Origin of the sequence: Corynebacterium tuberculostearicum (assembly GCF_030229345.1) — a bacterium.
Lineage (GTDB): Bacteria > Actinomycetota > Actinomycetes > Mycobacteriales > Mycobacteriaceae > Corynebacterium > Corynebacterium tuberculostearicum_G.
Map to the genome: position 1 here is coordinate 45,698 of NZ_JASPGP010000012.1, position 26,261 is coordinate 71,958.

A 26,261-nucleotide genomic window follows, 5' to 3' on the forward strand; every position below is an offset into this window, starting at 1 on the left:
CACGCCCGTGCCATGTCGAGACCGCGGGTAAACTAGCCGCCATGCGCACACCCGAGACTCACGCGCGCGAGGTCGCCGCGGCCCTGCCCGCACGCCAAGCCACCACCGTGCCCCTCACCCAGGCGCAGGATATGGTTCTGGCTGCGGATATCCACGCCGGTTTCCCCTCCCCTCGCTTTGATAACTCCCAGATGGATGGCTACGCCCTCCCGCAGTGTGCGGCCGGGACCTACCCGGTGGGCCCCACCATCGCGGCCGGCACTGAGCCCGCCCAGGTACTCGACAGCCCGCTTTCCAGCGCCTGCCCCATCATGACCGGCGCCAAGGTACCGGAAGGAACTGCAGCCATCGTGCCCATCGAGCGCTGCGAACCACAAGAATTCCTCGCTCCGGGTGACCGCATTACCGTGCCAGAGACCTCGCCAGGCCAATTCATCCGCCGTACGGGCTCCGACCTGGAAGAAGGCGCCCTCCTCGCCGCCCGCGGCGATAAGCTCACGCCGGTGCGCTTGGCCGCCCTCGCTTCCCAAGGAATCGACGAGGTAGAGGTCTACCGCCCCGCCCGCATCCTCATCTGCACCGGCGGCGCTGAAATCGGCCACGGCAGCGCCGCCATTCCGGATGCCAATGCGCCACTCTTAATGGCAATGGCCCACCGCGCCGGCATCGACGTCGCGGGCTATATCACTACCGACGATGACCCACAGGCCCTAGAGCGCGCTTTCACGGAAGCCATCGCGCAACACCGCCCAGACGCCATCATTACCTCGGGTGGAATCTCCGCCGGGAAATTTGAAGTAGTCCGCCAGGTACTCAATGGCTGGTTCGGCCATGTGGACCAGCAACCCGGCGGCCCGCAGGGCATCGCCGCATTCCGCAGCACGCCGGTGGTTTGCCTGCCGGGAAACCCCATATCCACCTTGGTAAGTTTCCGCCTCTTCGTCGCCCCTGCGCTCGGTTGGGCTCCGCGGCCTTTCCTCGTCCCCCTTGCCGCGGGCGTCGAGGGCCTCCCGCACAAGGACCAATTTCGCCGCGGGCGCGTCGATTCCCGCGCCCATATCCTCGGTGGTGCCAGCTCCCACCTGCTCGCCCAAGCGGCAGACGCCACCCATCTCATCCGCATTCCTGCCGGTCAACGCTTGGAAGAAGGCCAAGAAGTTGAGGTTTACCCACTATGAGTCCACAGCGCACCGCCATCGTCATCGTCGCCTCTACCCGCGCCGCCGCGGGCATCTACGACGACCGCTCCGGCCCTATCGCGGTGGAGTTCTTGCGCCGCAAGGGCTTTGACTGCCCCGACGCGCGCATCGTCCCCGATGCCGATATTGCCGCCGCCGTTGCCGCCGCCTTCGCGGAAAAGCCCGCGGTCATCCTGACTTCTGGCGGCACCGGGCTGACACACGATGACCGCACGGTAGAGGCCGTAGCGCCACACATCACCCGCGAGCTGCCCGGCATCGCGGTGGCCTTCTGGCAGAAGGGATTGGAAACCGTGCCCACCGCGGTGGCCTCTCGCGCCATTGCCGGCGTCAATGACTCCACCTTTGCCATGACGCTTCCCGGTTCTACCGGCGGGGTAAAAGACGGCTGCGCGGTTTTGGAAGAATTAATCGTTCCGATCGTCGATATGTTAGAAGGAAAACATGAGCACTGATCCCTCCTATGTGGCCGAGCAAACCGGGTGCACCATCGACACGCTTCTGAGTGATCAACCCCTGGAGTCCCTCCTTGCCGCTGCCAAGGAAGAGGCCGCCACGGCCGCCATGGGTGCCGTCGTCACCTTTGAGGGCATCGTCCGCGATCACGATGGCGGCCGGCCGAATGTCACCCTTCTTTCCTATAGCGCCCACCCATCCGCGCCGGAGAAGCTGCAAGACGTCACCGATTCCGTCGCAGCCAACCACCCAGTGCGCCTGTGGGCCGCCCACCGCACGGGGGATCTCAAGGTCGGCGACCTCGCCTTTGCCGTAGTAGCTGCCGCAGCACACCGCGGCGATGCCTTCCGCGCCGCCGAGGAATGCGCCGATCGCGTCAAGGCAGAAGTCCCCATCTGGAAGGAGCAAAGCCACGGCGATGGCTCCACCAACTGGGTGGGTCTGGAATGAGCATCCGCTATGCCCGCCAGGAAGCACTCTGGGGCGAGGACGGCCAGCGCAAGCTCAGCGACGCCCACGTAGCGGTCATCGGCGCCGGCGGCCTGGGCTCCCCGGCCCTGCTCTACCTCGCCGGGGCGGGTGTGGGCCGCATTTCGCTTTTCGACGACGACGTGGTCTCCCCCTCCAACCTGCACCGCCAAGTCATCCACACCACCGCCGCCATCGGTACGCCGAAGACGGATTCCGCCGCGGCCGCCGTGCGCGCGCTCAATCCAGAGGTGGACATCACCTGCTACGGCCGCCTCGAATCGGCGACGGCCCTTGCACAATTGCGCGGCTGCGATCTCATTCTCGACGGCACCGATAACTTCGACGCCCGCTACCTCAGCTCCTGGGCTGCCCACGAGCTCGGCATCCCGCACGTATGGGCCTCCATCCTCGGCTTCGATGCCCAGCTCAGCGTGTTCTGGTCCGGCCACGGCCCTGTCTACGAGGATGTCTTCCCCACCGCTCCCGCTCCCGGCGAGGTTCCTTCCTGCTCGCAAGCCGGAGTCCTCGGCCCAGTGGTCGGCGTTGTCGGCTCAGCCATGGCGCTCGAAGCACTCAAGCTCATCACCGGCGTGGGCACTCCACTCATCGGCACGCTCGGCTACTTCGACGCCCTATCGGGTACCTGGGAATACATTCCCCTCCAGCCCACCGGCGCGCAACCAACCCAGCCTGCCGACGCCCCCGAGGTCCGCGAGGTTCCCCCACACGCCCCGCTTATCGACGTCCGCACCTCCCCCGAGCGTGCCCAATCCGCCATCCCCAATTCCACTCACTTTGAGCTCGACCGCATCCTCGCCGGCGAAGATCCCGACATCGAACCAGATGCTGCGGCCGTTATCTACTGCGCCAGCGGCATCCGCTCCGCCCAAGCCGTCGATGTCCTCCGCAAGCGCGGCTTCCCCCACGTCGTCTCCTTGCGCGGCGGCATCAATTCCTGGCTCGAGCAGCAGTAATCGAATGCCCCTTGGCAAGAGACCGCAGCCTAACGGTCGATTTTGGTCTTATGCTCCTTATTTCGCGCAAAAAGGAACCATACAAGTGGCCCGAGGAATGGGTAGGCAAATGCCGCCATCACCAGCAATACCTTGACGCCTCCGCTATATCCCGAACGGATGATGGAAATGAGGGAGGCCACCCAAAAGACCAACAGACCAATAACGATGACGGCGCCTAGCCCGCTCCATAGCCAGTCATACGATGCCGGTATCTGCTCCTCGGCCAAGTAGGAAATGTAATTTGTCATAGTGCCTCAACGTTAACGGTGTTTGAAATTCCGTACCTCAAGGTAGAAGCTCAATGTAAACGCTGTCTGGCCGTGGACTTAAGTTTCACTGTCGCCCAGCGCATCCGTCCCAAAACGTGAGTAGGCACCCTACCGATTCGGTAGGGTGCCTTAATGCTGCTCTCCCTCACTCAGAAGCTATAAGCTTCTATGCTCCCTTAACTTAGAAAGGAAGCTTAGGCAGCTGCGGAGACGGCGGGATTTGAACCCGCGGAGGTATTACCTCGCCGGTTTTCAAGACCGGTGCATTCGGCCGCTCTGCCACGTCTCCACGTTGTATTTCGTAAACGCTCTTCGCGCCTACGAAGCAACTTAGTCAGTGTACTAAATTGATAGCCCGGTTTCCCAAAAAGCCACCTGCAGCACTGAATGTCACCGTAGGATACTCCGAATTTCGTGGCACAGGACACACAAGGTTCGTTAGATTGGGCCCATGACTACAACACACATGAAGGCCATCGTTCAGACCGACCCGCAGGATCGTCGGTCCTTAGAGCTCCGCGAAGTTGACGTCCCGCAGCTGCGCCCCGGCGAAGTGCTCGTCAAGGTGCAGGCAGCCGGCGTTAACCGGGGCGATATCCTGCAGACGATGGGTGCCTATCCGCCGCCACCAGGGGCATCGGAAATCTTGGGCTTAGAAGCAGCAGGCACCATCGCCGATGCCGGGGATACGAACTGGGAGGTAGGCACCGAGGTGGGCTGCCTGCTCGCGGGTGGTGGCTACGCCGAATACGTTGCGGTTCCGCAGGGCCAGCTGCTTCCCGTGCCCAAGGGGTTGAGCGTCGAGGAAACTGCAGCGGTGGTTGAGGTCGGATGCACCGTGTGGTCCAACCTGGGCATCGAAGCGGGCCTTCACGAGGGCCAGCGCGTCCTCATCCATGGCGGAGGCGGCGGCATTGGCACTTTTGCCATTCAGGTAGCCAAGGCGCTCGGCGCAGAGGTGGCGGTTACGGCTGGCTCGCAGGAGAAGCTGGATCGTTGCCGCGAGCTAGGCGCCGATATTCTCATCAACTATAAGGAGCACGACTTCGTAGAAGAGTTGAAGGGAAGCTGCGATGTCATTTTGGACATCATCGGTGCGAAATATCTGGAAAAGAATATGAAGTGCCTGGCTAAGGACGGCAAGCTCATCATCATTGGCATGCAGGGCGGCACCAAGGCGGAAATCAACTTGGGCGCCATGCTGCCCAAGCGCCTGACCATCCAGGGCACGACGCTGCGCGCCCGCGACTTAGAAGACAAGGCACAGATTGTTGCGGGCACGGTAGAAAATGTATGGCCCATGCTGGAAGACGGCCGAGTAAAGCACGCACTGCATGCTACTTACCCGCTTGCCGACGCCGCCCAAGCCCACACCGCCCTAGACAGCGGCGAGGTCACCGGCACCTTGGTGCTTAACGTTTAGGCCAGCGAGGCTACGACGCGGATGAGATGCTCGACGTCGTGATGGGTGTTGAAGGGGCCGAGCGCAACGGTAACGGCACCGCCAATTTCTTCCACGCCCATCTCCGTGAGCAACGGGGTCTGCGGGGCAAGCGTGGTAACAAGGCCGTTATCGAAGAGGCGCTTGTACACGGTCTCGGCCGGAACACCCTTTACTGCGAAGGTGAGGCGCGGCAGGCGATCGTCGGAGGCGCCTGCGGCCGCTTCCCCGGTCACGCCAAGAATATGCACGGCGGGCAGGGTGCTCAAGAAAGAATAGAGGTCAGCGCGCAGATCCTCCAAGTAGATGCTGAGCGCATCCATAGAAGTGCGCAGGCGCTTGCGGCGCGAGCCGCTCTCCCCACCGGCGAGGGCGGCAAGATGGTCTACAAGCGGTCCGACACCGCCGGCCAGACCAGAGGAAATGGGCGTTTCCAGCTTGCGGGCGCCCTTGCCGGTATGCACCGGATCGAGGGAGTCGAGGCGGCGGAACATGCGGGTATCGCGGAAGACCAAAGCTGCTAGCTGCGGTCCGCCCAGCAGTCCCAGGTCGAGGCCCAAGATATCGGCGCCGAGATCATCAAAGTTGATGGGGCGGTAGGGGGCGATCGCAGAGACGTCGAGAAGCGTCCAGGCGCGGGAGCGCTCATGGACGGTGTCAATGATCTCGGCGGCCGGGGATACCGTACCCAAAAGCTCGTGCGCGGCGGAAAAAGCGACAAGTCGCGTGGAGCCATCGACAAGCTCGGCAAATTGGAAACCTGGCAGCTCACCCGTGCCCAAGTCTGGCTGGGCCCAGCGGGTTTCTGCCTTGACCTCAGAAAACGCCGAGTACAAAGACGGTGGATCCAGCTTGGAGAGCACCACCGAAGAGTTGCTGCCCAACAGCGGGCGGGCCGCGTGCGCCAAGGACTGGTACAACACGGGCAAGGACGGGCCAAGCACCACGCGGTCTGCCTTGGACCCGGTCAGATCCGCTACAGCCATGCGTGCGGCGGTGTAATTACCATCGCCTTCCAAACGGCCCGGCGCGGGCGTGGCAGAGTGGGCGCCGCCTGGGCCCTCCTGGGTGGCCACTGCAGTGGACATCCGGAAGGAGCGCGCCACGCCGGAGGCGACGCGCTCAGAGATTTGGGGCACCGCGTGCGCGTTGAGGTAGGTCCAACCATCAGATAGCCCGGTGTATAAACCGCGCACACTGAATACGTCGTAGTGTGCCGAAGCTCCTGCTGGCATTACGGTCCCCTTCTTTATCGCGCTAGGCATCGCCACACAGTGGCGGTCGGTTCCCTACTGTATACGCGTTTGGCCCAAGTTTCCCAAATCTGAATTTTCGCTGGATATCGCTGTTTTCGCAGGCTGGCGGCGTGTAGTTCCCGTTTGCCCAGCCCGCGCGCTAGGGTGTTGAGCGTGCAAGATAACAATCAACTGCGCGCTGATATCGCCCGCATGACCTCCCAGCCAGACGGCGAGGCCACCCCAGCGTCCCAGTCCGAGACCCTCAAGGCCGCCTTCGCGGACCTGGCGCAGGGTGCACAGCAGCGCGAGCTGTGGTTCAAACTGGGCATTCAAGATATTAAGCAGCGCTACCGCCGCTCTGTCCTGGGCCCGTTTTGGATCACCATCGCCACCGGCGTGATGGCCCTTGCCTTGGGCCTGTTGTATTCCATGCTCTTCCAGATTCCCGTCGCGGAGTTCCTCCCCCACGTCACCGTGGGCCTTATTATGTGGACCTTCATCTCGGGTTGCATCAAGGAAGGCTCCACCGTCTTCATTGACAACGAGGGCTTGATTAAACAGCTCCCCGCCCCGCTGTCGGTGCACGTTTACCGCCTGGTGTGGCGCCAGACGCTGTTTTTGGGCCATAACCTCATCATCTGGTTGCTGCTTATCCTTATCTTCCCGCGCAACTTGGGATGGGAGTTCTTCCTCTTCCTCCCTGGCTTGGCCTTGTTGTTGGTCAACGGCGTGTGGGTCACGATGTTCTTTGGCATCATCGCTACCCGCTTCCGTGACGTCGCTCCGCTGCTAGAAGCACTGACCCAGCTGCTGTTCTACGTCACCCCGATTGTGTGGATGACTAATACCTTGAAGGACCAGGGCGGGGCGGTGTCCAGCCGCGCCCGCATCGCGGAAATCAACCCGCTCTACCACTACCTGGAAATCGTCCGTGCGCCCATGATCGGTGAGCCGGTGGCCGCCTACCACTGGTGGATCGTCATCGGCTGCACGGTTCTCGGCCTGCTCATCGCCGGCTTGGTCATGCGCAAGTGGCGCTTCCGCGTCAGCTACTGGGTTTAAGCCCACGCCCTGCACTTCCTGAGATTCCTCGAAAGGATACAGACTGATGGTCTCGATTGATACGTATAACGCGTGCGTGGACTTTCCTATCTTTGATGCCAAATCCCGCTCGCTCAAGAAGGCCATGCTTTCTTCCGCCGGCGGCGCCATTGGCAAAAATGCCCAGAACACCGTCGTGGTGGAGGCGCTAAAGGATATTAACCTGCACCTGCGCGAGGGCGACCGCGTGGGTTTGGTGGGCCATAACGGCGCCGGTAAGTCCACCCTGCTGCGCCTTTTGTCTGGCATTTACGAGCCCACCCGTGGTTCTGCCGATGTGCGCGGCCGCGTGGCCCCCGTCTTTGATTTGGGCGTAGGCATGGACCCAGAGGTCTCTGGCTACGACAACATCATTATCCGTGGCCTCTTTTTGGGCCAGTCCATCAAGCAGATGAAGAAAAAGATGGATGAGATTGCGGAGTTTTCTGAACTCGGCGATTATCTCTCCATGCCGCTGCGCACCTATTCCACCGGTATGCGCGTGCGCTTGGCGCTCGGCGTGGTGACATCCATTGAGCCGGAAATCTTGCTGTTGGATGAGGGCATCGGCGCCGTCGACGCCGCTTTCATGGCCAAGGCGCGCGTGCGCCTACAAGAGCTGGTGAAGCGCTCCGGCATCCTGGTCTTTGCCTCCCACTCCAATGACTTCTTGGCGCAGCTGTGCAATACCGCGCTGTGGATCGACCATGGCGAGATCCGCTCGGTGGGCGAGGTTTCCGAGGTAGTCGGTGAATACGAAGGCCCTGAGGTGGGCGAGTACGTGCGCGACCTGCGCGAGCGTTTTGAGAACGAGGATACGAACGACAGCTAGCAGCACTCTTTTTCGCATCTTGCTTCCGCTGCGCGGAGTGTTTCTGCGCTAGCCCGCCCCAGCCCGGTGGCAAGATGGAACCCATGACTGCCACCCTGACTTCCACCGGTTCCACCGCCGCCGTCATTGTTACCCATCAGCGCGCCGAGCTACTGCGGGCCTCGCTTGAACAGGTGGTCCACCAAACCCACCCCGTGCAGTGGGTAGTCGTGGTGGATAATGGCGCGGAAGATGCGGTGCGCGAACTCGTCGAATCCATGGCGGGTGACCGGGGCGTCTACGTGCCTTCGGAAACCAACCTGGGCGGCGCCGGTGGCTTTGCGTTGGGTTTTCTCACCGCGCTGTCTTTGGGCGCCGATGCCGTGTGGTGTGCCGATGATGACGGCCGCCCTGCCGATCACGCGGTACTAGCGGAGCTATATCGGGTGGCCGAGGCCAACCACCTGCATGAGGTCTCCCCGGCGGTATGCAATATTGCCGATCCCGGCCGCCTCGCTTTCCCCTTGCGACAGGGGTTGGTATGGCGCCGCCGGATGGACGAGCTGGAGGGCGATTTCCTGCCCGGCATCGCCTCGCTCTTTAACGGCGCGCTGATTTCCGCCGCGGCCATGGAGATCATTGGTGTGCCGGACTACCGGCTGTTTATCCGCGGCGATGAGGTGGAATACCACCGCCGGCTGGTCAATTCCGGTCTCTCCTTCGGCACGGCGCTGACCACCAGCTACCTGCACCCGGACGGATCGGATGAGTTCAAGCCCATCCTGGGCGGCAAGATGCATACCCAGTACCCCGAGGGTGAGTTCAAGCGCTTTTTCATCTACCGCAATCGCGGCTACCTGCTGTGGCAGCGCGGCATGCGCAAGCTACTGCCCCAGGAATTTGCCCGCTTTGGCTGGTTCTTCTTGGTCCAGCGCCACGACCCGGCCGGTTTTATCGAATGGCTCAAGCTCCACAACCGCGGGCGCCAAGAAGATTTCCGCCGGCCACACCAGGGCTAGGACGGATCCTGCTTGGCGACGACCCTGACTCCCGCATTCCTAAAAATAATCCAGCGTTGCACCGTAAAGTTCACCACGGTGGCGGTGCCCTGCGAGATGGCAAAGGCCACCGCCCGCGCCGGATCGGCGCTCAGCAGGCCGAAGCCGATCTGCAGGAGCCAGGTTAAGGAGACGTCGATAAGCGCGGCAAGTGCCCCCCGTCACCGCGAACCTGGCGCTTTGCGCGCGCAGGCTAGTCGAGCGCGAAGCCCGCTGGGCCGCGCCGCGCCACGCCCGTGGGGAGGCTGCTGCCATCTATTTTTCCTTAAAGATAAAGGCCCTTTGAATGGCAAAGTTGGTCACCGTGGCCACGCCTTGGGCGATGACGAAGGCGATGGTGTCTTTCACCGCCCCCTCAAAGCCGAGGGCCATAAGCGGCTCATTGAGCACCCAGTACAGGAAGTTTTGGACTGCAAAGGTAGAAGCGTACAAGATGCCCACGGTCGCGGCCGTGCGGCCAGATACCTTGGCCCCAAAGGTCCACCGCGCATTGGCTAGGTAGGCAGCGATGGTGCCAAAGACCCAACCGATGGCCTTGGCGGCGGAACGGTGCAGGCCCAGATAGGTCAATAGCAGCGTGAGACCGTAATCAATGGCGGCGGTAAATACGCCCACGGAAATAAAACGCACTAGCTGGGTGTGCAGCGAGGTGGAGGAGGGCTTTACTTCTACGGCGTCGTCAGCGGAATTAGTCACGAGTGAGTAGCCTACCCGCGCAAGAGCGCTCGGTACATGTCCAACCGATCCACCGGCGCGGCGGATTCGGCGCCATAGGCGCCTATCCCGGCCAATTGCTGCAACGACGCCGCACACAGTTCCCGCACGTCGGCGCCGGAGAGCGCCGTGCCATCGTCATTGACCCAGCCGAGCGCATCCATGGTGGTCTCCACGACGGAATCGGTCAGCTCCGCGCCACCCATGCAGGATAGGGCGAGCGCCATGGACCAAAAGGCGTCTTTGCCTTCATGGGTCACCTCCCGCGGCAGGCTGGCGAGCACGCGGGAAGTATGCGGTGTGAGGTCGGTTTCCCTGCCCAGGTCCATCGCTTGCAGCAGCGGGACAAAATCATAGAGTTTGGTGCGCTCAATCAAATCGCGCACGGGGGACGATACCGCGGAAAAGACTTCATCGGTAACCTCTTGGCCGGTCAATTCACGGTTCACGCTGGTCAGCTCAAAGGGCTGAAAGAGCGATCCGGAGCCGCCCACACACAATGCCTCTGGGGTGCCATTATCGCGGGGATAAATCTCGGCTACTACCAGCTCGAAGTCCCACAGTCCCCAGGCGAAGTCGACTTGATCGCCCTCGCGCCAGAGGAATTCGGAGGCCTGGCGCTCCGGATCGATGCGCGGGCCACGGGCCTCGGTGTGCTCATAAAAGTGCCAGGGAGATTCCTCCTCCGGCAGGCCAAAGCAGATGCGCAGCACGCGGTGCAGCTCGGTGAAGGTCAGGGCATCGCTAAAACCAATCTGGCGGTGCACCTCGCCATCGGCGCGAATATTCGCGGCTTGGCAGATGATGGTGAGGGGCTCGCGTGTGAGGGATACCACGCCATCGGCGCGTTTGGCCCGCGCCTGTGCGATATCGGTGACCCCTGCATTCATGAGCCCCACCATACGCAAGTTTTAGGAAGCTAGTTTTGCAATATCCCGTGCTTCTAGCTCACTAATGAGGAACGTCAGCGCCGCCCCAATAGCGCCCAAGAGGGTCCACGGCCGCTTGGCACCGCGCTTGCGCAGGAACTTCACCATGCGACGGGAAAGGGCAACGTTCATCCACCCGCCCAGGATGAGCAGCAGCACCACTGCGGCAAAAATAGCCCATAGCTTGAGGCCTTGATCGTCACTATCCTGCGGCGAGCGCGGCTCATCGCCATCCTGCTCGGCGTGCGCATTGGTATAGGCCGCCAGGGCGCCAAAGCCAAAGAAAGACAAGGTATACGCGGTGATCAAACCGCCCTTGGACTTGATCCAATCCGGATAGGAGGTCGCAATACCCACGGCGGCGGCCTGGGTGATGCGGCCCGCCAAGGTGTCATCGAGGGCGTAATTGTCTTGGGACTGATCGTGCGTCTCACGGTTGTTGGTCATAGCGACCACTTTAAGCGGCGGTAAGCTAATGCGCATGTACTCGGAAAAGACAGAGCATATGACGCCGGCGCAGCAGGCAGCACAGGATGTGCGCGCAGAGGACGATAAGCGCAACGGCCACTTCGAGGCCACGGAGCATACCGATGTGCCGTTGAGTCCTTTCATGACTCGCCTGATGGCAGAGGAATTGCCCATGCTGGATTCCTCCTCACGGGCTCGCGTGTATGAGCTTTTGCGGGAGTACGACGGCCCGATTATTGAGTCCCAGGAGGAGCTGCCGGAGGAGATCCGCACACTCATGGATCTGTAAACGGGCACATTCGGGCAGTACAAGCGTCCGTTTTGTTCCGAATATCACTCGCGTCACTCCAGCCACCCTCCTGTGAGCTAGGTAGGCTAGAGAAGCGACATAAATCCGTCGAGCAAAGAGTAAGAGATGGAATTACATACTACTGAAAAGTCCCTGCACGGCTGGGGCCGCACCGCCCCGACGACCGCCCACGTTCTCGCCACCGAAGACGTGGACGTAATCAAGAAGGCCGTGGCCCAGGTTGCAGAAGATAACTCGGATAAGCCCGCCCACCTGCGCCGCGGCGTCATCGCCCGCGGTATGGGCCGCTCCTACGGTGACCCCGCCCAAAATGGCGGCGGCCTGGTCATCGACATGCAAAAACTCAATAAGATCCACTCCATTGACCCAGAGTCCGCTCTGGTAGACGTCGATGGCGGCGTCACCTTGGATCAGCTGATGAAGGCCGCCCTGCCGTATGGCCTGTGGGTTCCGGTTCTGCCGGGTACCCGCCAGGTCACCATCGGTGGCGCAATCGGCCCGGATATTCACGGCAAGAACCACCACTCCGCCGGTTCCTTTGGTGACCACGTGGTCTCCATGGAGTTGCTCGTGGCCGATGGCCGCGTGCTGCACCTGACCCCGGAAGGCTCCGAGGATGACCCGAGCGGCGACCTCTTCTGGGCCACCGTTGGCGGCATGGGCCTGACCGGCATCATCTTGCGCGCCACCATCCGCATGACCAAGACGGAAACCGCCTACTTCATCGCGGATACGGACCGCACCGATAACTTGGATGAGACCATCGCCTTCCACTCCGATGGCTCCGAGCACAACTACACCTATTCTTCCGCCTGGTTCGATGTCATCTCACCAGAACCAAAGCTGGGTCGCTCCACCATTTCCCGCGGCTCGCTGGCCACCCTGGCACAGCTGGAAGAGCTCGCCCCGAAGCTGGCCAAGGACCCGCTGAAGTTCAATGCGCCGCAGCTGATGACGGTGCCGGATATCTTCCCGTCCTGGACCATGAATAAGCTCTCCCTCTCCGCTGTGGGTCTGGCGTACTACACCATGGGTGCACCGGCGAAGAACCAGGTCAAGAACCTGACGCAGTTCTACCAGCCGTTGGATCTCATCGGCGAGTGGAACCGCGGCTACGGTTCCAAGGGCTTCCTGCAGTACCAGTTCGTGGTACCGACCGAGGCCGTGGAGCCGTTCAAGGAGATCATCCGCGATATGCAGCGCTCCGGCCACTACTCCGCCCTCAACGTGTTCAAGCTCTTCGGTGAAGGCAACCGCGCACCGCTGTCCTACCCGATGCCGGGCTGGAACGTCTGCGTGGACTTCCCCATCCGTCCGGGCCTGGGCAAGTTCCTGGATGACCTGGACCGCCGCGTGATGGAATTCGGCGGCCGCCTCTACCTGGCCAAGGAATCCCGCACCTCCGCGGAGAACTTCCACAAGATGTACCCGGGCATGGAAGGCTGGCTGAAGACCCGCAACGAGATCGACCCGACCGGCGTCTTTGCCTCCGATATGTCCCGCCGCCTCGAGCTGCACTAATCACTGGAAATAACACCTTTAAGGAGATTTACTGACCATGCTTAATGCAGTAGGCCAAGCACAACACATCCTGCTTCTGGGCGGCACCTCCGAGATCGGCCTCGGCGTCGTCTCCGAGTTCCTGCAGCGCGGCCCGGCCAAGGTCACCCTGGCCGCCCGCCCGGAGTCCCCGCGCATCGCCCAGGCCAAGGCTGACCTGGAATCCCGCGGCGCTGACGTAGAGGTCTTGGACTTCGATGCCACCGACTTCGACTCCCACCCGGACGTTATTAATAAGGCCTGGGCCCGCGACGACGTCGACGTAGCCATCGTTGCCTTCGGCACCCTGGGCGACCAGGAAGAGCTGTGGCAAAACCACGACAAGGCCGTTGCCTCCGCGCAGACCAACTACACCGCACCGGTTTCCGTGGGCGTGCTCTTGGGCGAGAAATTCAAGCACCAGGGCCACGGCACCATCATCGCTATGTCCTCCGTGGCGGGCATGCGCGTGCGCCGTTCCAACTTTGTCTACGGCGCCTCCAAGGCCGGCGTGGACGGCTTCTACATCAACCTGGGCGAGGCCCTGCGCGGCACCGGCGCCAACGTGCTGGTCGTCCGCCCAGGCCAGGTGCGCACCAAGATGTCCGCCGAAGCTGGCGACGCCCCACTGACCGTCAACGTCTCCGACGTTGCCGAGGCCACCGTCAAGGCCGTGCTCGATGGCAAGCAGTCCATCTTCGTGCACCCACTATTTGAGTACGTTTCTTTGGCATTCAAGTTCATCCCGCAGGCCATCTTCCGCAAGCTGCCGTTCTAAACGCCGCAGCTTTCCGCGCTGGCGCTAGCCGGCCGGCTCGCCCCCCGCTCTTTCGCCTCGCCGCACACCCGCGGCGAGGGAGGTGACGGGGGCGGTGGTGCATCAGGGGGACGTCGGCAAGCAAGTGCTCATCTGCCCGCGCCAAATCTGGGCTGGGGGGCTTGGGTATGCGAAACTAATGGGCATGACAAGCACCGCTGTACCCGCCCAGTCAACGCCCGTGAGCGAGGATAACCGCACCGAGGCCTACCGCGCCGATGCGCTGACCCCTCGCGCAACCCTGCTGGGTATTGTGCTGGCCGCCCTGGCCGGTGGCGTGGTAACGCTGCTGGGCTGGTTTGCCTTCAAGACGGTCTCGCTACCGTCCTTTAATACCTCCATGGTCACCCGCGCGCTGACCACGGTGGGGGTGGTGCTCACGCTGGCCCTGGCCGGCGGGCTGTGTGTGTGGTGGCTCTATGACCACTACAAAGAGTCCTTTGCCCGGCCACGCTGGCGGGCCTGGCTGACCTACGCGGTCACCTATCTCTCCCCCGCGCTATTGACCTTGGCTGCCGTGGGCCTGCCGTTGTCCGCCTCCCGTTTGTGGCTCGACGGCGTGCAGGTGGACCAGGCTTTCCGCACCCAGTTCCTCACCCGCTCGGTGGATGAGATGGGCTATGCGGATATGAACTACCAGGATATGCCATCCTTTTACCCCATTGGCTGGTTCTGGTTGGGCGGCCGCTTGGGAGCACTATTGGGCATTCCGGGATGGGAGGTCTACCAGCCCTGGGCGCTTATCTCCATCGCTGTAGCCGGCTGCATTTTGGTGCCCCTCTGGCAGCGCCTCACCAGCTCCCTACCGGTCGCCACCGCCATCGCCCTAGTCACCACCGCGATTACGCTCACCATCGCGGCCGAGGAGCCCTACTCCGCAGTCATCGCCATGGGCTTGCCCACCGTCGCGGTGCTCAGCGCCCGCGCCTTCCGCGGCTCCTGGCTGGCCACCCTGGGAGTAACGCTCTACCTGGGCATTTCCGCTACGTTCTATACCCTTTTCACCGGTGCGGCCGCACTTACCGTAGTCAGCCTCATCGCGCTGTTTACCGCGCTCTATGAACATACGTGGCGCCCCATCCTGCGCCTGGTGATCATGGCGGTAGGCTCCATTGCCATCGCGCTTATCGCCTGGGGGCCCTACCTATGGGCGGTCATGCACTCACCGGCGCCGCTGCAAACCACCGCGCAGCACTACCTGCCGGAGGAAGGCACACAAATTCCAGTGCCTTTCCTGTCTTTCAGCATTGTGGGCTTCCTCTGCCTCATGGGGCTTATCTACATCGTCATCCGCCTCAATGACGTGGAGGTACGCGCGCTGGGCATCTCCCTCCTTGGCACCTACCTGTGGACCGTGGTGTCTATGGTGGCAACCCTGGCCGGTACCACGCTGCTCAGCTTCCGCCTCGAGGTCATCGTGGTGCTCCTCTTTGCCACCGCCGGCATCCTGGCCTTGGCAGAGATTCGTCTACTCGGCGTGCACCACCTCTACCCGGCGCGTTTCTCCCACACCACCAATAAGCAGATCACCGCGGTCTTTGGCATCATCTTGGCCCTGGCCGGCGTCTTCTATGCGCAGCAGATCCCAGAGGCTAACGAGGACGCCATCGATCACGCCTATAGCGATACCGATGGCTATGGCGAGCGCGCGGACCGCTTCACCAGCGATTCCGCCCACTACTACCTAGATATCCACAACTTCATTCAGGACCAGGGCTATACGCCGGATGAGACGGTGGTGCTCACGGATGAGAAGACCTTCATGTCTTATTACCCCTACTGGGGCTTTAACGCCTTTACCAGCCACTATGCCAATCCTTTGGGCGAGTTCAGCACCCGCAACGAGCAGATTGAAACTTGGGCCAATGATTCCTGGGATATGCAGCCGGAGGAGTTCCGCAAGGCCTTGGATTCTGCTCCCTGGCGCAGCCCGGATGTCATGATGTTCCGCGGCGACCTGGAAAATAAGGACGATGGCTTCAAGTTCCACTTGGCAGAAGATATCTATCCTAACCAGCCGAATATTCGCTACCGCGCGGTCTTCTTCAATGCCGACGTTTTTGATAAGGGCTGGAAGTTGCAGCAAACCGGCCCCTTTGTAACAGCCGTTCGCAGCAAGTAAGTTCACCCACACTTCCCGCCCGCGGCAGGGTGTGCCCGCGGGCCGAGGGGGTTATCTGACGTAAACTAATCGCCGTGTCAGATAGCCTCACTACGAATACCACCCAAGCGCGACCTGCCGCTGCCGGCTCCCGCTTCACCGCCGCCCCCGCGGGCCTGCGGTGGACTGCAATCATTGCCGGGCTGATTGGTTTCCTGTGTTTTGTAGCGACCCCGCTACTGCCGGTGACCCAAACCCAGTCCTCTTATGATTGGCCGCAGCATGATTCCGTGCAGTCCATCAACGCGCCGCTCATTTCCGTCGCCCCGGAGGACCTGAAGGCCACCATCCCCATCTCCGCAGTCGATGAACTGCGCGAGGGCCAGTCCATGGTCTACGGCACCGTCCCACCGGAGTCCAAGAAGGCCTCCAACCGCGGCCTTTTCGTCCGCGCGAATGACGAGGGCCTCTCTGTTGTGTCCTTGGATGAGGTGCTGCTTACCCTCAACGCCAAAGAGGTAGCCAAGCTCCCTAAGGACGCCAAGATTGAAATTTCCGCTACGGGCGATGGCACCTCCGTGAGCGTGGGCGATCATGAAAAGACCACCGAGGAGGATCTGCGCCCGCAGGTCACCGGCGTCTATACCGAAATCGACGATAAGGCTGACGTGCAAGCCCTGCTTGACGACGGCCTCAATGTCCACGTCGATATCAACTCCCGCTTTACCTCGTCCCCGACGTTGATCAAGATCATTGCCATGTGGCTGGGCATCGCCATGGTGGTCGTGTCCCTATTCTGCCTGTGGCGCATCGACCGCCTCGATGGCCGCCGCTTCGGCTTCATGCCCGAGACATGGAAGAAGGTGCGCCCGCTCGATGGCGTGGTCGCTGCCATTTTGGGATTCTGGTACATCCTCGGCGCCAATACCTCCGATGATGGCTTCATCTTCTCCATGAGCCGCGTCTTCGATCACGCGACCTACATGGCCAATTACTACCGCTGGTACGGCGTGCCGGAGGCGCCCTTCGGCTCCCCTTACTATGACCTGGTTGCCGTACTCTCCCAGATTTCTACCGCTTCGGTCTTCGTGCGCCTGCCGGGACTGATTTCCGGGCTCATCATCTGGTTTATCCTTTCCCGCGAGATGCTGCCGCGCTTTGGCCAGCTTGTCGACGGCCGCCGGGTCGCCCACTGGACCGCAGCGCTGATGTTCCTGGCCTTCTGGCTGCCGTATAACAACGGCACCCGCCCAGAGCCCATCGTGGCGCTCGGCGTGATGTTTACCTGGGCCTCCTTCGAGCGTGCCATTGCCACCCGCCGCCTGCTTCCGGCGGCCGTGGGCACCATCGCCGCAACCATCACTCTGGCCGCCGGCCCCACCGGCCTTTTTGCCGTGGGCGTCTTCCTGGTCAGCCTGCCGCACCTCTTCCGCGCCATGGCCGAGCGCGTGCCGTCCATGGGTGGTGGCGCCCTGGGCTGGCTTTCGCTCATCGCGCCGTTCCTGAGCGCTGGCACCGCCATCATGGTCGCCGCCTTTGGCGACCAGACGCTCTCCACCGTGCTGGAGTCCACCCGCGTGCGCTCCGAGGTCGGCCCCTCCCTGCCGTGGTACGCCGAGTACGCGCGTTACTCCACCCTCTTCCAGGAATCCGTGGATGGCTCGCTGACCCGCCGCTTCGCGGTCTTCACCATGCTCTTCTGCCTGGTGCTCATCGTGGCGGCCTTTATCAAGAGCCGTCGCGTCGTCGGTGCTGCCGTCGGCCCGACCCAGCGCCTGCTCATCATCGTGGCGCTGTCCATGTTCTTCCTCATGTTCACCCCCACCAAGTGGACCCACCACTTTGGCATCTACGCCGGCGTGGCCGGTGTCATCGCCGCCCTCGGTGCCGTGGTGCTCTCCCAGTTTGCGCTGCGTTCGCCGCGCGCTCGCACCTTCGCCATCGCCGCGGTGGTCTTCTTGCTCGCGATCTCCTTCGCCGGCTGGAACGCGTGGTGGTACGTATCCTCCTTTGGCATTCCGTGGTGGGATCGCACGGTGCAGCTCAAGGCCATCGAGGCCAATAAGGTGCTGCTCGCCATCGCCCTCATTATCTTCGCCATCGGCGTGGTGCAGTCCCTGCGCCATAGCTACCGCAAGTCCCAGGCGGAAGAGGCGGGCGCACTCGCTGAGTTTGAACAGAATGCCGCCGCCAAGGTCTCGCGTTCGGCCGGCATCATGTCCGCGCCCATCGCCCTGGCCTGCGCCATCGTGGTAGCCCTTTCTTGTGCTTCCTTTGCCAAAGCCACCGTCTCCCAGGCGGATTCCTACTCCGTGGGCAAGGGCAACCTGGCTTCCCTGCGCGGCAATACCTGCGCGCTGGCGGATCAAACCATGGTGGAGACCAATACCAATGATTCCTTCCTGACCCCGGTGGATGGCGACTTGGGCGATTCCCTGGTGGATAAGGACGAAACCCACACTGGTTTCGACCCGAACTTCATCCCCGAATCCATCGAGCCGGAAAACCAGAACTCCGCCTCCGTGGGTGCCATCGCGGATGGCTCCAGCGATTCCTCCTCCGATAGCGCCGAGACCGCTACCTCCGGCGCGGATGCTGAATCCGGCGGCGCGAGCGATTCCGCCGATTCCCAGGAGTCGAAGGATAAGAAGGAAAAGAAGGACAAGAAGTCCAAGGAAACCACCAATACCTCTGAGGGTGGCGTGCGCGGCACCCAGGGCGTCAATGGTTCCACCATGCACCTGCCGTTCAACCTGGATTACACCAAGGTGCCGGTGCTCGGTTCCTATAACGAAGACCAAGACTCCACCTCTGAGGTGACCACTAAGTGGTACAACCTGCCAGAGGCCAAGGACAATACCCCGGTTCTCGCCGTGTCCGCAGCCGGCAATATCTACCACCACGATGTTAACGGAGTGGAGCAGGAAGGCATGGAGCTTAGCCTCGAGTACGGCACCATCGATGACTCCGGCGAAGTCACCAATACCGGCGAGGAGGAACTCTCCGCCGTCGGCGCCACGCCGAAGTGGCGCAACCTGCGCCTGCCGCTGGATAAGCTGCCGCAGGACGCCAATGTGGTGCGCCTGGTAGCCACGGATGATTCCACCGATGAGGATGATTGGCTGGCCTTTACCCCGCCGCGCGTGCCGGAGCTGGATACCATCAATAACCAGTTCTCCAAGGACACCCCGGCGCTGCTGGACTGGGCCGTAGCCCTGCAGTTCCCGTGCCAGCGCACCTTCGACCACTTTGCCGGTGTCACGGAAATCCCGAAGTACCGCATCCTGCCGGATTCCTCAGCACAGACCTCGCTGACGGACTTCCAGTCCTTCTCCGGCGGTGGCGCCATGTCCACCGCGGAGGCGGTCAACTACTCCTACGAGATCCCGAGCTACCTCAATAATGATTGGGCCCGCGATTGGGGCGCCATTGAAAAGTACGAGCTGCGTACCGATTCACAGGGCAATGCCCCAGTCCCCGCCGAGATCGATTATGAGGACATTACCCGCTCCGGTCTGTGGCAAGACTCCGAGATGAAGATCCGCCCCGAGGGCGAGGAGTAGTCTCACCTGCGGCAGCGCCTCGGCCCCACTGCGGGGCGCGCAACCGCCGCACAATCCAATCGCCTAGGAAAAAGATCACAAGCGAGGCGCCAAAGAGCGGCGCGATGATCGAATAGGCCACCACCCCCGCCAGCACGGCGGGGGTAATTTTTAGCTCGGGCAGGCCGCGGCGCGGCTTTATCCACCACATCCGCAGACCCGCGATACTTACCACGAGCAATCCCAAGGCCAGCGCCGCCAAGGCGACCTCGCTATAGATACCGAAGAGCGTCCCCATGTGCAGCTGGATGAGCCACGAGGTTAGCTGTGCGGCAAGTGGCCAGTCGGCGGAATTGATGCGGTCGATGACCTCTCCGTTCGGGGTCACTGCTACGGCATCGCTGCGCAGCTTAAAGGCCGCACGAGCCTCGCGCACGCCCCACGCATCGCCTGGCTTTTCCGGTGGGGTCATTTCCAGAACCCCGGTCAATCCTTGGCTGCGTGCTGCCGACAATGCGGTTTGGGCCCCGGCAAGTTTCGCAGCGCCCTCGTGTCCCGCATGGCCCGCATGTCCCTTGTGACCAGCGTGGCCGGAATGCTCCCTCGCTTCGTTGCTAGCGCCCGCTTCCGCAACGGAGGTTGCCACGGACGGTTCCTTCCAATTCAGTTCCTCGCGCACCTTGCCAATGCTGGTACCCGCCACCAGCGACCACGTCAGGCCGGTGACGGTCAGGAAGAGGAAGCCCGGCAGCAACCAAGCGCCCACGCGGGCATGCAACGTCAGCGGCTTGGAAAGCCGCTTTCTATTCTTCTGCTTACGCTTAAGCCACAGGTAAAGGCCAAGGATGCTCAGCGCACCGAGCCACGAGGCCGCAAGTTCGGCATAGAGGCGGCCAGGCTCGCCCAGCCACAAGGTGCGGTGGCCATTGGAGGCCCACGTACGGAAGGGCAGCGCGCGGGATCCGCCATATTGTTGTAGTTCGCCGGTGATATGCAGATCCACCGGATCCACAAAGACGGCGTGGGTGTAACTGGCGTTGGGTGCGCTGGGGTCTGCGAATAGCACGCGGGTGGTTTCCTGCGGTTCCTCGGAAGGCTCGACCTGAACCACGTGCCCATCTGGGTGCTCGCGCTGGGCGGCGGCAATCTGCTCGTCCAGGCTGCGTGGGTTGCCTGGCGCGGTGGCGGTTACCTCGTCGTGGTAAATCCACGGTTCAAAGGTGGGTGCCAAGGCGTAGAGAAAGCCGCTTAACGCTGCGATTATGAGGAAGGGCGCGATGATAACGCCGGCGAATTTATGCAGGCGCGATAGCGCGCCATGGGTGGATATAGTCATGCGGAACTAGTCGCACCCTTGTTGAAACTAGTTCCCTTTTAGCATGGAACCTCCAGGAACCTCTTATTTTTCTAGCTCGCCTGCCAGGAACGCCGCCGCATCCCGCACGCGCTGCCGCGCCACCGCCGGGGTGGACACACGGTGGGTGGAAACATAATCGCGCGCCGCGGCACCGGGCACGGAAACGCGCGCGGCTATCTCATCCTCGGTGGCGGTCTGCACGAAAGTGTGCGGACCTAGCTCAGATAGGTCCGCTGGGATGTCGTATCCGGCGCGCAGGTCCTCCGGCAGGTTTGCCAGGGCGCCGAAGTCGGGGAAGGTGAGCAGGAGGGCGTCGGCAGGCGCCAGCGCCGCCAGCGCCCCACCAGAGGAATAACCCCAGGTAGTAACGCTGGAAGCACCCTGCGCGCGGGCATAGTCAATGGCCTGCTGCACGGCAGTGACCATCTCTGCCACGGTGTGCTCGGGGGCGAGCGGATAATCCACGTCAATAATGGTGGTGCCGGATAGCTGCGCGGCGGCGGCTACCTCGGGGCGCCACTGCATCTCCAGCGCTTGGCCATCGCCGCGCCACCAGCCGCCCGAATGCAACGACACCGCCCACCGGCCGGTGGGCGTGCTGGGCCGGAAAATGGCGCCCACCTCGGACTCTTCTACGCTAATTCCTTCCGTGTACGCAGTACCTGGCAGCGCATGATCCACCGCAGTACCGAGCACCATCATTGCCGCATGGGTAATGCGATCCGGCAAGAGCGCGCAATATTGGTCCGCCTCAGGGGAGCCGCCCCCGGCCCACGGCGGGCGGAAATCCGGGGTGTCATAGTGGGCGTCGATATAGGCAACGAGCTGCTCGAGCTGTTCCTTTTCCTCCATCTGGCGGTCTTGGCCGCCGATGTGCCATTCCTGGCCGGGCTCCAGCGGGCGGTGCGGGTCCTGGTTAGCGTCTGCGTTAGTCACGCCACCGAGCCTACGCGCACCGCCTACCGGCTAAAAGGGCTACCAGATGGTGACGCGATTCTCTGGCGCAATGTACATGGCAGAATCCTCCGCTACGTCAAAGGCCTCGTAGAACTCCGCGATATTGGCAGCGATGAGGTTGCAGCGGAACTCCGCCGGCGAGTGCGGATCAATAGCCAGGTACTGGGTGGCCATCTCCGGGCGGATGGCAGTGCGCCACACGCGGGCCCAGGATAGGAAGAAGCGCTGCAAGCCGGTGTAGGTGTGCTCGGCCAACTCCGGCTCGGCGCCATCTACCTCGAACTTCTCCTCCTTACCCTGCAGGTCAATGCCCTTATCGGCGCAGTAGTTCTTGAAAGCCACCACAGCGATGCCCAGGCCGCCGAGGTCACCGATATTCTCACCCAGGGTAAAGCTGCCGTTGACACCGGTAGAGTCGATGCCGGCTTCCTTGAGCACCGTCGGTACCTGGCCATTGAACTGCTCCACCAGCTTGGCGGTGAGCTTGTCAAAGGCCGCGCGGTCCTCCTCGGACCACCAGGAGTTCAGGTTGCCCTGGCCATCAAATTGCGAGCCCTGGTCATCAAAGCCATGGCCAATCTCGTGGCCGATGACGGCACCGATGGCGCCGAAGTTTTCTGCGGCATCAGCATCCGGGTTATAAAACGGCGGGCGCAGGATGGCGGCCGGGAAGGTGATGTCATTGACCACCGGGTTATAAAAGGCATTGACCGTCTGCGGGGTGGTTACCCATTCATCGCGGTCGGCCGGCTTGCCAATCTTGGCCAGCTCAAAGTCATGGGAGAAGGCGGAACCGGCGCGGGCATTGGCCAGCAGGTCCGCGCCCTTGCCAGAGACCTCGAGCCCGGAGTAATCGCGCCAGGAATCCGGGAAGCCAATCTTGGCCTTGAACTGGGACAGCTTTTCCAGCGCGCGCTCGCGGGTGGCGGGAGTCATCCACTCCAGCTGGGAAATGCGCTCACGGTAGGCGGCGATGAGGTAGTCCACCAGCTCATCCATCTCGCGTTTGGAAGAGGCCGGGAAGTGCTTATCCACAAATACCTGGCCAATCTCTTCGCCCACGAGGGACTCGGCCAAGCCCACGGCGCGCTTCCAACGGTCGCGCTGCTGAGTAGCGCCGGAGAGCTTGGTGCCATAGAACTCGAAGTTCTTCGCGCCTACTTCCTCCGGCAGCATGGCTGCGCGGGAGCGCAGGATGTGCCAGGTGGCCCACAGCTGCCAATCGGCCATGCGCGCGCTGGTAAAGAGGCTCTCGAAGTGCTCGAGGTAGGACGGCATCATATTGACTACGCGGTGCTCCGGCAGGTTGCCGCCGGAGAGCACGGCCCGCGCCATGGCGGGCAGCTCGCCAAACTCACACGGGTTATAGGTTTTCACCGCATCGCGGGTGGAGACCACATCCCAATGGCCAGCGGCAAGTTCCTTTTCCAAGCCCACGATGCGCTGGGCGGCTACCTCGGCGCCAAGGCCAAAGAGGCGGACTGGGTCGAGGAACTCCAGCATCTCTGCCACATGCTTTTCATAGGCGGCCAGCGTTTCGGCGTGGGCTTCCTCGCGGTAATAAGCCTCATCCGGCAGGCCCAGGCCGGATTGAATGACATAGGCAATGGCCTCCTCGGAACCAGAGTCCTTGGATACCCAAAAGGTCACCGGGGAGCCGACACCGGTGCGCTCGAGTTCACCCAGGCGTTGCGCTAATTCCTCTGGGTCGGCCGCGCTCAGGCGGTCCAGATCCGCATCCAATGGAGCCATGCCGGCCGCATTAACCCCTTCGGTATCCATAAAGGAGGCATAGAGCTTGCCCGGTCGGCCGGTGTCCTTTTCCACGATTTCGTGGACGAGTTCTTCGGCTTCGTCGCGCAACGCGTGAAAGGTGCCGTCCACGCCGCGATCATCGGGAATGACGTGGCTTTCCAGCCAGGGTCCATTGACTAGTTGATAAAGATCTTTCATGCTTGCCACTCTAGGGCAAAGCGACAAGATAAGGTGTGGTCCATGAATTTTTATCGCTTTCCTCCAGCGCATCCGCGGCGCCTTTTCTGCGCCGTCATTGCGTTCGTGGCGGTGGTTCTTGCCCTGCCCATGATCGTGCAGACGGCGCTGGGGGATTCTTCCCCGGACGTCGAGCAGGTCACCCTGGCCGAACCCAGCCAGGACTGGGAGATTGACGTTCCCGATCTTTACTGCGAGCGCGACTATGAATCCCTCGCCAGCATCGGCTGGAACTGCGGCGATGTCAGCGTACAAGCCACCCTTACCGAGGATGCCAAAGACGATGCCACCACCTTGCGCCGCATGGTCCGCGCCCTAACCATGGCACCCTTGCCGGCCGATGCCCCTACCTTCGACGGCACCAACGGAGCGCTCCTGCTTGCCGACGCCCCCTCCTCCACCGCCGCCCTCTCCCTCGACGGCACCGGCGAGGACGAAAACAAGGATTGGGTGGTCACCGTGACCGGCAAGGGTGAGCAAGCCCGCGCCACCGCCTCCCGCATTTGGCATGCCTTCGACCAAAAGGATCTACCCGCCGATGCCGATTCAGAATTCGCTGACTTTAACGGGGAGTTGATGTTCTAGATGTCTAAGCTCTTTCGCACCACGCTGTGGATCTTATCCGGCATCGGACTCATCGCGTTCTTGGTCCAGACGCTGAGCACATTCTTAATCTCTCCCCTGATGGGCCTGCTCAGCCTGCTCATCGCCGCCATACTCGTGGCGCTGGTCATCTACCTTCTGCAGCGCAGCCCCATGTGGGCCCGCCCGGCGCGCCTGTGGGCCGCACTGGCTTTCCTTTGGGGCGGCGGAGTAGCCGTTGCCTTGGCGCTTATCAGCGCTGGGCCGGTCATGCAGCTCGCCATTGGCTCCGGCTGGGTCGACGCCATGATGTCGTGGAGCGGTGCCTATCCGGAAGAAGTTTCTAAGGCCACCGGCGTAATCTTCGTGCTCATGTCCTTCCGCCAGCTCAACCGCCCATGGCATGGCTGGATGGTGGGCGCAGTGGTGGGCCTTGGCTTCGAGGCCTGCGAAAATATCCTCTATGGCGCCATGGGTGCCACCATGCATCCTGATAGCGATATCCAGGGGCTTTTTGAAATGTGGGGGCTGCGCCTTATCGCCGGCCCTGGCCTACACGTATTGCTCACCGCGCTGGCCGGCTGGGGCATCGGCTGGGCGCTCTATGCCGCCGCCAAACCCTGGTGGTGGCGCATCGGAGTCTTCCTCGGCGCCCTAGCCGCCTCCTTTACACTGCACTTCTGCTGGAATTACCTGCACGATTCCGAGGTGGCCTCCATCATCCAGGCCCTCGTGGTAGCGCTTATCCTCTACCCGCTGAGCATGTGGCTGGTGCTGCGCGGCAATAAGCTCGCCAAAACCGACGAGAGCTACAGCCACAGCACTGCCGACGACGCCCTCGCCTTCGTGCACTAAAGCCACCGACCATTCTGTAAAGCAAGCACGTTTCGCCCCTTTTCATGCTCCGCGAGAGACGAAACGTGCTTGTTTGTCAGTGCTACGCCCCGGCTTCTACGAGCAGCACTCCCCCGACAATGAGCACCACGCCCAAAGATTTTAGCCAGGTGAATGGCTCCTTAAACAGGAGATACGAGGCAATGGCGGTAAGCGCAACGCCAGTCGCGGCCCAGATGCCGTAGGCCACGCCGAGATCCATGCCTGCTTTGAGCACGAGCGCCAAGAAGCCGTAGGCAGAGACATAACACAGGGCAACGAGCACCACCCAGAATCGGCGGCCGGTTACCGCGGACATGCGCAGGCACAGGGTGCCGGAAACCTCGATGGCGGTGGCGAGGAAAAGCAAAAACCAGATCATTGCGGCGCCACCTCCACCGTGTGGTCTTGATCCTCGTCTGGTTTCGCACCCATTTCCACGCAGAATACGCCGGCCATAATGAGCGCGATGCCGGCGAGCTTTACCGCGCCGAGCGGCTCGCCAAATAGCGCGGCGGACAGCAACGCGGTGGAAATGACCCCGCCGGATGCCCAGAGACCATAGGCCACGCCCACGTTGACGCCTTCTTGCATCACGCGGTGCAGCAGCGCGAAGGCGAGGATGAAGCAGAGGGCGGCCACGCCGTAGATCCAGAAATGGTCCACTGCGTATTTCAGCGCGACGGTGCCCACGACTTCGCTAGCAATCGCGAGAAAGAGAATGACCCAGGCCCTCACTCCATCAACTCCTGTAATTCGCGGGCGTCGATTCCGTGCTCGTGCATTTTAACGCGGCCGTTGGCGTGCGCGATGGCCTCGCGATCCCAGAACTCCGCGGCGCGGGCGGGATCGTGGGAGGCGCCATCGGCGCGGACCACGCGCCACCATGCAGCACCGCCGCCGTGGCGCTTTAACACGGTACCGACGTTGCGCGCGCCGCAGCCGGCCACCTTAGCCACCTCGCCATAGGAGGTGACGTTACCGGGTGGGATTACGGCAACGACCGCCAATACGCGCTTGACCAGTGGCGACTCACTCATC

The 26,261-nt window shown here is 62.2% G+C and carries 26 protein-coding genes and 1 tRNA gene; 15 read left to right on the top strand and 12 right to left on the bottom strand.

Going from position 1 to position 26,261, the window contains the following annotated elements:
- The first annotated feature begins 41 nt into the window (after nucleotides 1-41).
- Genes QP884_RS09060 through QP884_RS09075 form a run of 4 tightly spaced genes read left to right on the top strand, consistent with a single transcriptional unit; the run spans nucleotide 42 to nucleotide 3,100 of the window.
- The gene (locus QP884_RS09060) at nucleotides 42-1,178 is read left to right on the top strand and encodes a molybdopterin molybdotransferase MoeA (RefSeq protein ID WP_284821792.1); all 1,137 of its coding nucleotides are present in this window, start codon (nucleotides 42-44) and stop codon (nucleotides 1,176-1,178) included.
- Nucleotides 1,175-1,654: a MogA/MoaB family molybdenum cofactor biosynthesis protein gene (locus tag QP884_RS09065; RefSeq protein ID WP_284821794.1), complete on the top strand. Its 480-nt coding sequence runs from the start codon at nucleotides 1,175-1,177 to the stop codon at nucleotides 1,652-1,654. Before QP884_RS09060 ends, QP884_RS09065 begins: the two co-directional genes overlap by 4 nt.
- The gene (locus QP884_RS09070) at nucleotides 1,644-2,105 is read left to right on the top strand and encodes a molybdenum cofactor biosynthesis protein MoaE (protein ID WP_284597723.1); all 462 of its coding nucleotides are present in this window, start codon (nucleotides 1,644-1,646) and stop codon (nucleotides 2,103-2,105) included. The genes QP884_RS09065 and QP884_RS09070 overlap by 11 nt, the downstream gene beginning before the upstream one ends.
- Nucleotides 2,102-3,100, top strand: coding sequence for a ThiF family adenylyltransferase (locus tag QP884_RS09075; protein ID WP_284821797.1), 999 nt, complete (start codon nucleotides 2,102-2,104; stop codon nucleotides 3,098-3,100). The genes QP884_RS09070 and QP884_RS09075 overlap by 4 nt, the downstream gene beginning before the upstream one ends.
- 29 nt (nucleotides 3,101-3,129) lie before the next feature.
- Here the strand turns inward: QP884_RS09075 and QP884_RS09080 are convergent, their stop codons facing one another.
- Together QP884_RS09080 and QP884_RS09085 are read right to left on the bottom strand one after the other, a co-directional pair.
- A complete protein-coding gene (locus QP884_RS09080; RefSeq protein WP_284766412.1) occupies nucleotides 3,130-3,390 on the bottom strand; it encodes a hypothetical protein in 261 nt (86 codons plus the stop codon).
- A 226-nt stretch (nucleotides 3,391-3,616) separates the two neighbouring features.
- A tRNA-Ser gene (locus QP884_RS09085) sits at nucleotides 3,617-3,700 on the bottom strand.
- 177 nt (nucleotides 3,701-3,877) lie between these two features.
- Between QP884_RS09085 and QP884_RS09090 the strand changes: the two genes are divergently transcribed.
- The gene (locus QP884_RS09090) at nucleotides 3,878-4,834 is read left to right on the top strand and encodes an NAD(P)H-quinone oxidoreductase (protein WP_284821824.1); all 957 of its coding nucleotides are present in this window, start codon (nucleotides 3,878-3,880) and stop codon (nucleotides 4,832-4,834) included.
- On the opposite strand, the gene QP884_RS09095 is transcribed toward QP884_RS09090, so the two are convergent.
- Nucleotides 4,831-6,087, bottom strand: coding sequence for an aminotransferase class V-fold PLP-dependent enzyme (locus QP884_RS09095; RefSeq protein WP_284821798.1), 1,257 nt, complete (start codon nucleotides 6,085-6,087; stop codon nucleotides 4,831-4,833). The two genes, QP884_RS09090 and QP884_RS09095, sit on opposite strands and share 4 nt — an antisense overlap.
- A 213-nt stretch (nucleotides 6,088-6,300) precedes the next feature.
- On the opposite strand from QP884_RS09095, the gene wzm reads away from it, so the two are divergent.
- From wzm to glfT1, 3 genes are all read left to right on the top strand, one after another.
- A complete protein-coding gene (gene wzm / locus QP884_RS09100; protein WP_204611390.1) occupies nucleotides 6,301-7,152 on the top strand; it encodes a galactan export ABC transporter permease subunit Wzm/RfbD in 852 nt (283 codons plus the stop codon).
- Nucleotides 7,153-7,198: 46 nt separating this feature from the next.
- Entirely contained in the window at nucleotides 7,199-8,002 is an 804-nt protein-coding gene (wzt, locus tag QP884_RS09105) for a galactan export ABC transporter ATP-binding subunit Wzt/RfbE (protein ID WP_284821799.1), read from the top strand.
- 74 nt (nucleotides 8,003-8,076) lie between these two features.
- On the top strand, nucleotides 8,077-9,000 hold the full coding sequence (gene glfT1 / locus QP884_RS09110) for a galactofuranosyltransferase GlfT1 (protein ID WP_284821800.1): 924 nt from the start codon (nucleotides 8,077-8,079) through the stop codon (nucleotides 8,998-9,000).
- A 294-nt stretch (nucleotides 9,001-9,294) separates the two neighbouring features.
- Here glfT1 and QP884_RS09115 read toward each other — a convergent pair whose 3' ends face one another.
- From QP884_RS09115 to QP884_RS09125, 3 genes are read right to left on the bottom strand one after another with little or no spacing between them, the layout of a single operon-like run.
- Complete coding sequence (locus tag QP884_RS09115) at nucleotides 9,295-9,735, bottom strand: GtrA family protein (RefSeq protein WP_005323207.1); 441 nt, start codon at nucleotides 9,733-9,735, stop codon at nucleotides 9,295-9,297.
- 11 nt (nucleotides 9,736-9,746) lie between these two features.
- Nucleotides 9,747-10,655: a hypothetical protein gene (locus QP884_RS09120; RefSeq protein WP_284821801.1), complete on the bottom strand. Its 909-nt coding sequence runs from the start codon at nucleotides 10,653-10,655 to the stop codon at nucleotides 9,747-9,749.
- A 9-nt stretch (nucleotides 10,656-10,664) separates the two neighbouring features.
- The gene (locus QP884_RS09125) at nucleotides 10,665-11,129 is read right to left on the bottom strand and encodes a hypothetical protein (RefSeq protein WP_284821802.1); all 465 of its coding nucleotides are present in this window, start codon (nucleotides 11,127-11,129) and stop codon (nucleotides 10,665-10,667) included.
- A 34-nt stretch (nucleotides 11,130-11,163) separates the two neighbouring features.
- Here QP884_RS09125 and QP884_RS09130 point away from each other — a divergent pair, with 34 nt between their 5' ends.
- The 5 genes from QP884_RS09130 to QP884_RS09150 all read left to right on the top strand — a co-directional run bounded on the left by QP884_RS09130 (nucleotide 11,164) and on the right by QP884_RS09150 (nucleotide 19,480).
- The gene (locus QP884_RS09130) at nucleotides 11,164-11,439 is read left to right on the top strand and encodes a hypothetical protein (RefSeq protein WP_198492349.1); all 276 of its coding nucleotides are present in this window, start codon (nucleotides 11,164-11,166) and stop codon (nucleotides 11,437-11,439) included.
- A gap of 126 nt (nucleotides 11,440-11,565) precedes the next feature.
- Nucleotides 11,566-12,981, top strand: a complete 1,416-nt coding sequence (locus tag QP884_RS09135; protein WP_005329755.1) for an FAD-binding oxidoreductase — start codon at nucleotides 11,566-11,568, stop codon at nucleotides 12,979-12,981.
- Between the two features lie 37 nt (nucleotides 12,982-13,018).
- On the top strand, nucleotides 13,019-13,777 hold the full coding sequence (locus QP884_RS09140; protein WP_284821803.1) for a decaprenylphospho-beta-D-erythro-pentofuranosid-2-ulose 2-reductase: 759 nt from the start codon (nucleotides 13,019-13,021) through the stop codon (nucleotides 13,775-13,777).
- Between the two features lie 184 nt (nucleotides 13,778-13,961).
- Nucleotides 13,962-15,938 carry a galactan 5-O-arabinofuranosyltransferase gene (locus QP884_RS09145; protein ID WP_284821804.1) on the top strand — a complete coding sequence of 659 codons (1,977 nt, stop codon included), beginning with the start codon at nucleotides 13,962-13,964 and terminating at the stop codon, nucleotides 15,936-15,938.
- 74 nt (nucleotides 15,939-16,012) lie between these two features.
- Nucleotides 16,013-19,480, top strand: coding sequence for an arabinosyltransferase domain-containing protein (locus tag QP884_RS09150; protein WP_284821805.1), 3,468 nt, complete (start codon nucleotides 16,013-16,015; stop codon nucleotides 19,478-19,480).
- Here the strand turns inward: QP884_RS09150 and QP884_RS09155 are convergent.
- The 3 genes from QP884_RS09155 to QP884_RS09165 form a co-directional block, all read right to left on the bottom strand.
- Nucleotides 19,419-20,795, bottom strand: coding sequence for a PepSY-associated TM helix domain-containing protein (locus QP884_RS09155; RefSeq protein WP_284821806.1), 1,377 nt, complete (start codon nucleotides 20,793-20,795; stop codon nucleotides 19,419-19,421). The genes QP884_RS09150 and QP884_RS09155 overlap by 62 nt on opposite strands.
- A gap of 63 nt (nucleotides 20,796-20,858) precedes the next feature.
- Nucleotides 20,859-21,752 carry an alpha/beta hydrolase gene (locus QP884_RS09160; RefSeq protein WP_284821807.1) on the bottom strand — a complete coding sequence of 298 codons (894 nt, stop codon included), beginning with the start codon at nucleotides 21,750-21,752 and terminating at the stop codon, nucleotides 20,859-20,861.
- A 39-nt stretch (nucleotides 21,753-21,791) separates the two neighbouring features.
- Nucleotides 21,792-23,726, bottom strand: coding sequence for a M13 family metallopeptidase (locus tag QP884_RS09165; RefSeq protein ID WP_284821808.1), 1,935 nt, complete (start codon nucleotides 23,724-23,726; stop codon nucleotides 21,792-21,794).
- A gap of 42 nt (nucleotides 23,727-23,768) precedes the next feature.
- Here QP884_RS09165 and QP884_RS09170 point away from each other — a divergent pair, with 42 nt between their 5' ends.
- The gene (locus QP884_RS09170; RefSeq protein WP_284821809.1) at nucleotides 23,769-24,350 is read left to right on the top strand and encodes a hypothetical protein; all 582 of its coding nucleotides are present in this window, start codon (nucleotides 23,769-23,771) and stop codon (nucleotides 24,348-24,350) included.
- Entirely contained in the window at nucleotides 24,351-25,202 is an 852-nt protein-coding gene (locus QP884_RS09175; RefSeq protein WP_284821810.1) for a PrsW family intramembrane metalloprotease, read from the top strand.
- An 82-nt stretch (nucleotides 25,203-25,284) separates the two neighbouring features.
- Here QP884_RS09175 and QP884_RS09180 read toward each other — a convergent pair whose 3' ends face one another.
- Genes QP884_RS09180 through QP884_RS09190 form a run of 3 tightly spaced genes read right to left on the bottom strand, consistent with a single transcriptional unit; the run spans nucleotide 25,285 to nucleotide 26,260 of the window.
- The gene (locus QP884_RS09180; protein ID WP_005329765.1) at nucleotides 25,285-25,602 is read right to left on the bottom strand and encodes a DMT family transporter; all 318 of its coding nucleotides are present in this window, start codon (nucleotides 25,600-25,602) and stop codon (nucleotides 25,285-25,287) included.
- On the bottom strand, nucleotides 25,599-25,958 hold the full coding sequence (locus QP884_RS09185) for a DMT family transporter (protein WP_284821811.1): 360 nt from the start codon (nucleotides 25,956-25,958) through the stop codon (nucleotides 25,599-25,601). Before QP884_RS09185 ends, QP884_RS09180 begins: the two co-directional genes overlap by 4 nt.
- The gene (locus tag QP884_RS09190) at nucleotides 25,955-26,260 is read right to left on the bottom strand and encodes an MGMT family protein (protein ID WP_284821812.1); all 306 of its coding nucleotides are present in this window, start codon (nucleotides 26,258-26,260) and stop codon (nucleotides 25,955-25,957) included. Before QP884_RS09190 ends, QP884_RS09185 begins: the two co-directional genes overlap by 4 nt.
- Between the last annotated feature and the right edge of the window lies 1 nt (nucleotide 26,261).

Bases quoted from the DNA above. Each gene is read 5' to 3' on its own strand.
- QP884_RS09060 (WP_284821792.1), top strand. From the start codon at position 42: ATGCGCACACCCGAGACTCACGCGCGCGAGGTCGCCGCGGCCCTGCCC.
- QP884_RS09065 (WP_284821794.1), top strand. From the start codon at position 1,175: ATGAGTCCACAGCGCACCGCCATCGTCATCGTCGCCTCTACCCGCGCC.
- QP884_RS09070 (WP_284597723.1), top strand. From the start codon at position 1,644: ATGAGCACTGATCCCTCCTATGTGGCCGAGCAAACCGGGTGCACCATC.
- QP884_RS09075 (WP_284821797.1), top strand. From the start codon at position 2,102: ATGAGCATCCGCTATGCCCGCCAGGAAGCACTCTGGGGCGAGGACGGC.
- QP884_RS09080 (WP_284766412.1), bottom strand. From the start codon at position 3,390: ATGACAAATTACATTTCCTACTTGGCCGAGGAGCAGATACCGGCATCG.
- QP884_RS09090 (WP_284821824.1), top strand. From the start codon at position 3,878: ATGAAGGCCATCGTTCAGACCGACCCGCAGGATCGTCGGTCCTTAGAG.
- QP884_RS09095 (WP_284821798.1), bottom strand. From the start codon at position 6,087: ATGCCAGCAGGAGCTTCGGCACACTACGACGTATTCAGTGTGCGCGGT.
- wzm (WP_204611390.1), top strand. From the start codon at position 6,301: ATGACCTCCCAGCCAGACGGCGAGGCCACCCCAGCGTCCCAGTCCGAG.
- wzt (WP_284821799.1), top strand. From the start codon at position 7,199: ATGGTCTCGATTGATACGTATAACGCGTGCGTGGACTTTCCTATCTTT.
- glfT1 (WP_284821800.1), top strand. From the start codon at position 8,077: ATGGAACCCATGACTGCCACCCTGACTTCCACCGGTTCCACCGCCGCC.
- QP884_RS09120 (WP_284821801.1), bottom strand. From the start codon at position 10,655: ATGGTGGGGCTCATGAATGCAGGGGTCACCGATATCGCACAGGCGCGG.
- QP884_RS09125 (WP_284821802.1), bottom strand. From the start codon at position 11,129: ATGACCAACAACCGTGAGACGCACGATCAGTCCCAAGACAATTACGCC.
- QP884_RS09130 (WP_198492349.1), top strand. From the start codon at position 11,164: ATGTACTCGGAAAAGACAGAGCATATGACGCCGGCGCAGCAGGCAGCA.
- QP884_RS09135 (WP_005329755.1), top strand. From the start codon at position 11,566: ATGGAATTACATACTACTGAAAAGTCCCTGCACGGCTGGGGCCGCACC.
- QP884_RS09140 (WP_284821803.1), top strand. From the start codon at position 13,019: ATGCTTAATGCAGTAGGCCAAGCACAACACATCCTGCTTCTGGGCGGC.
- QP884_RS09145 (WP_284821804.1), top strand. From the start codon at position 13,962: ATGACAAGCACCGCTGTACCCGCCCAGTCAACGCCCGTGAGCGAGGAT.
- QP884_RS09155 (WP_284821806.1), bottom strand. From the start codon at position 20,795: ATGACTATATCCACCCATGGCGCGCTATCGCGCCTGCATAAATTCGCC.
- QP884_RS09165 (WP_284821808.1), bottom strand. From the start codon at position 23,726: ATGAAAGATCTTTATCAACTAGTCAATGGACCCTGGCTGGAAAGCCAC.
- QP884_RS09170 (WP_284821809.1), top strand. From the start codon at position 23,769: ATGAATTTTTATCGCTTTCCTCCAGCGCATCCGCGGCGCCTTTTCTGC.
- QP884_RS09175 (WP_284821810.1), top strand. From the start codon at position 24,351: ATGTCTAAGCTCTTTCGCACCACGCTGTGGATCTTATCCGGCATCGGA.
- QP884_RS09180 (WP_005329765.1), bottom strand. From the start codon at position 25,602: ATGATCTGGTTTTTGCTTTTCCTCGCCACCGCCATCGAGGTTTCCGGC.
- QP884_RS09190 (WP_284821812.1), bottom strand. From the start codon at position 26,260: ATGAGTGAGTCGCCACTGGTCAAGCGCGTATTGGCGGTCGTTGCCGTA.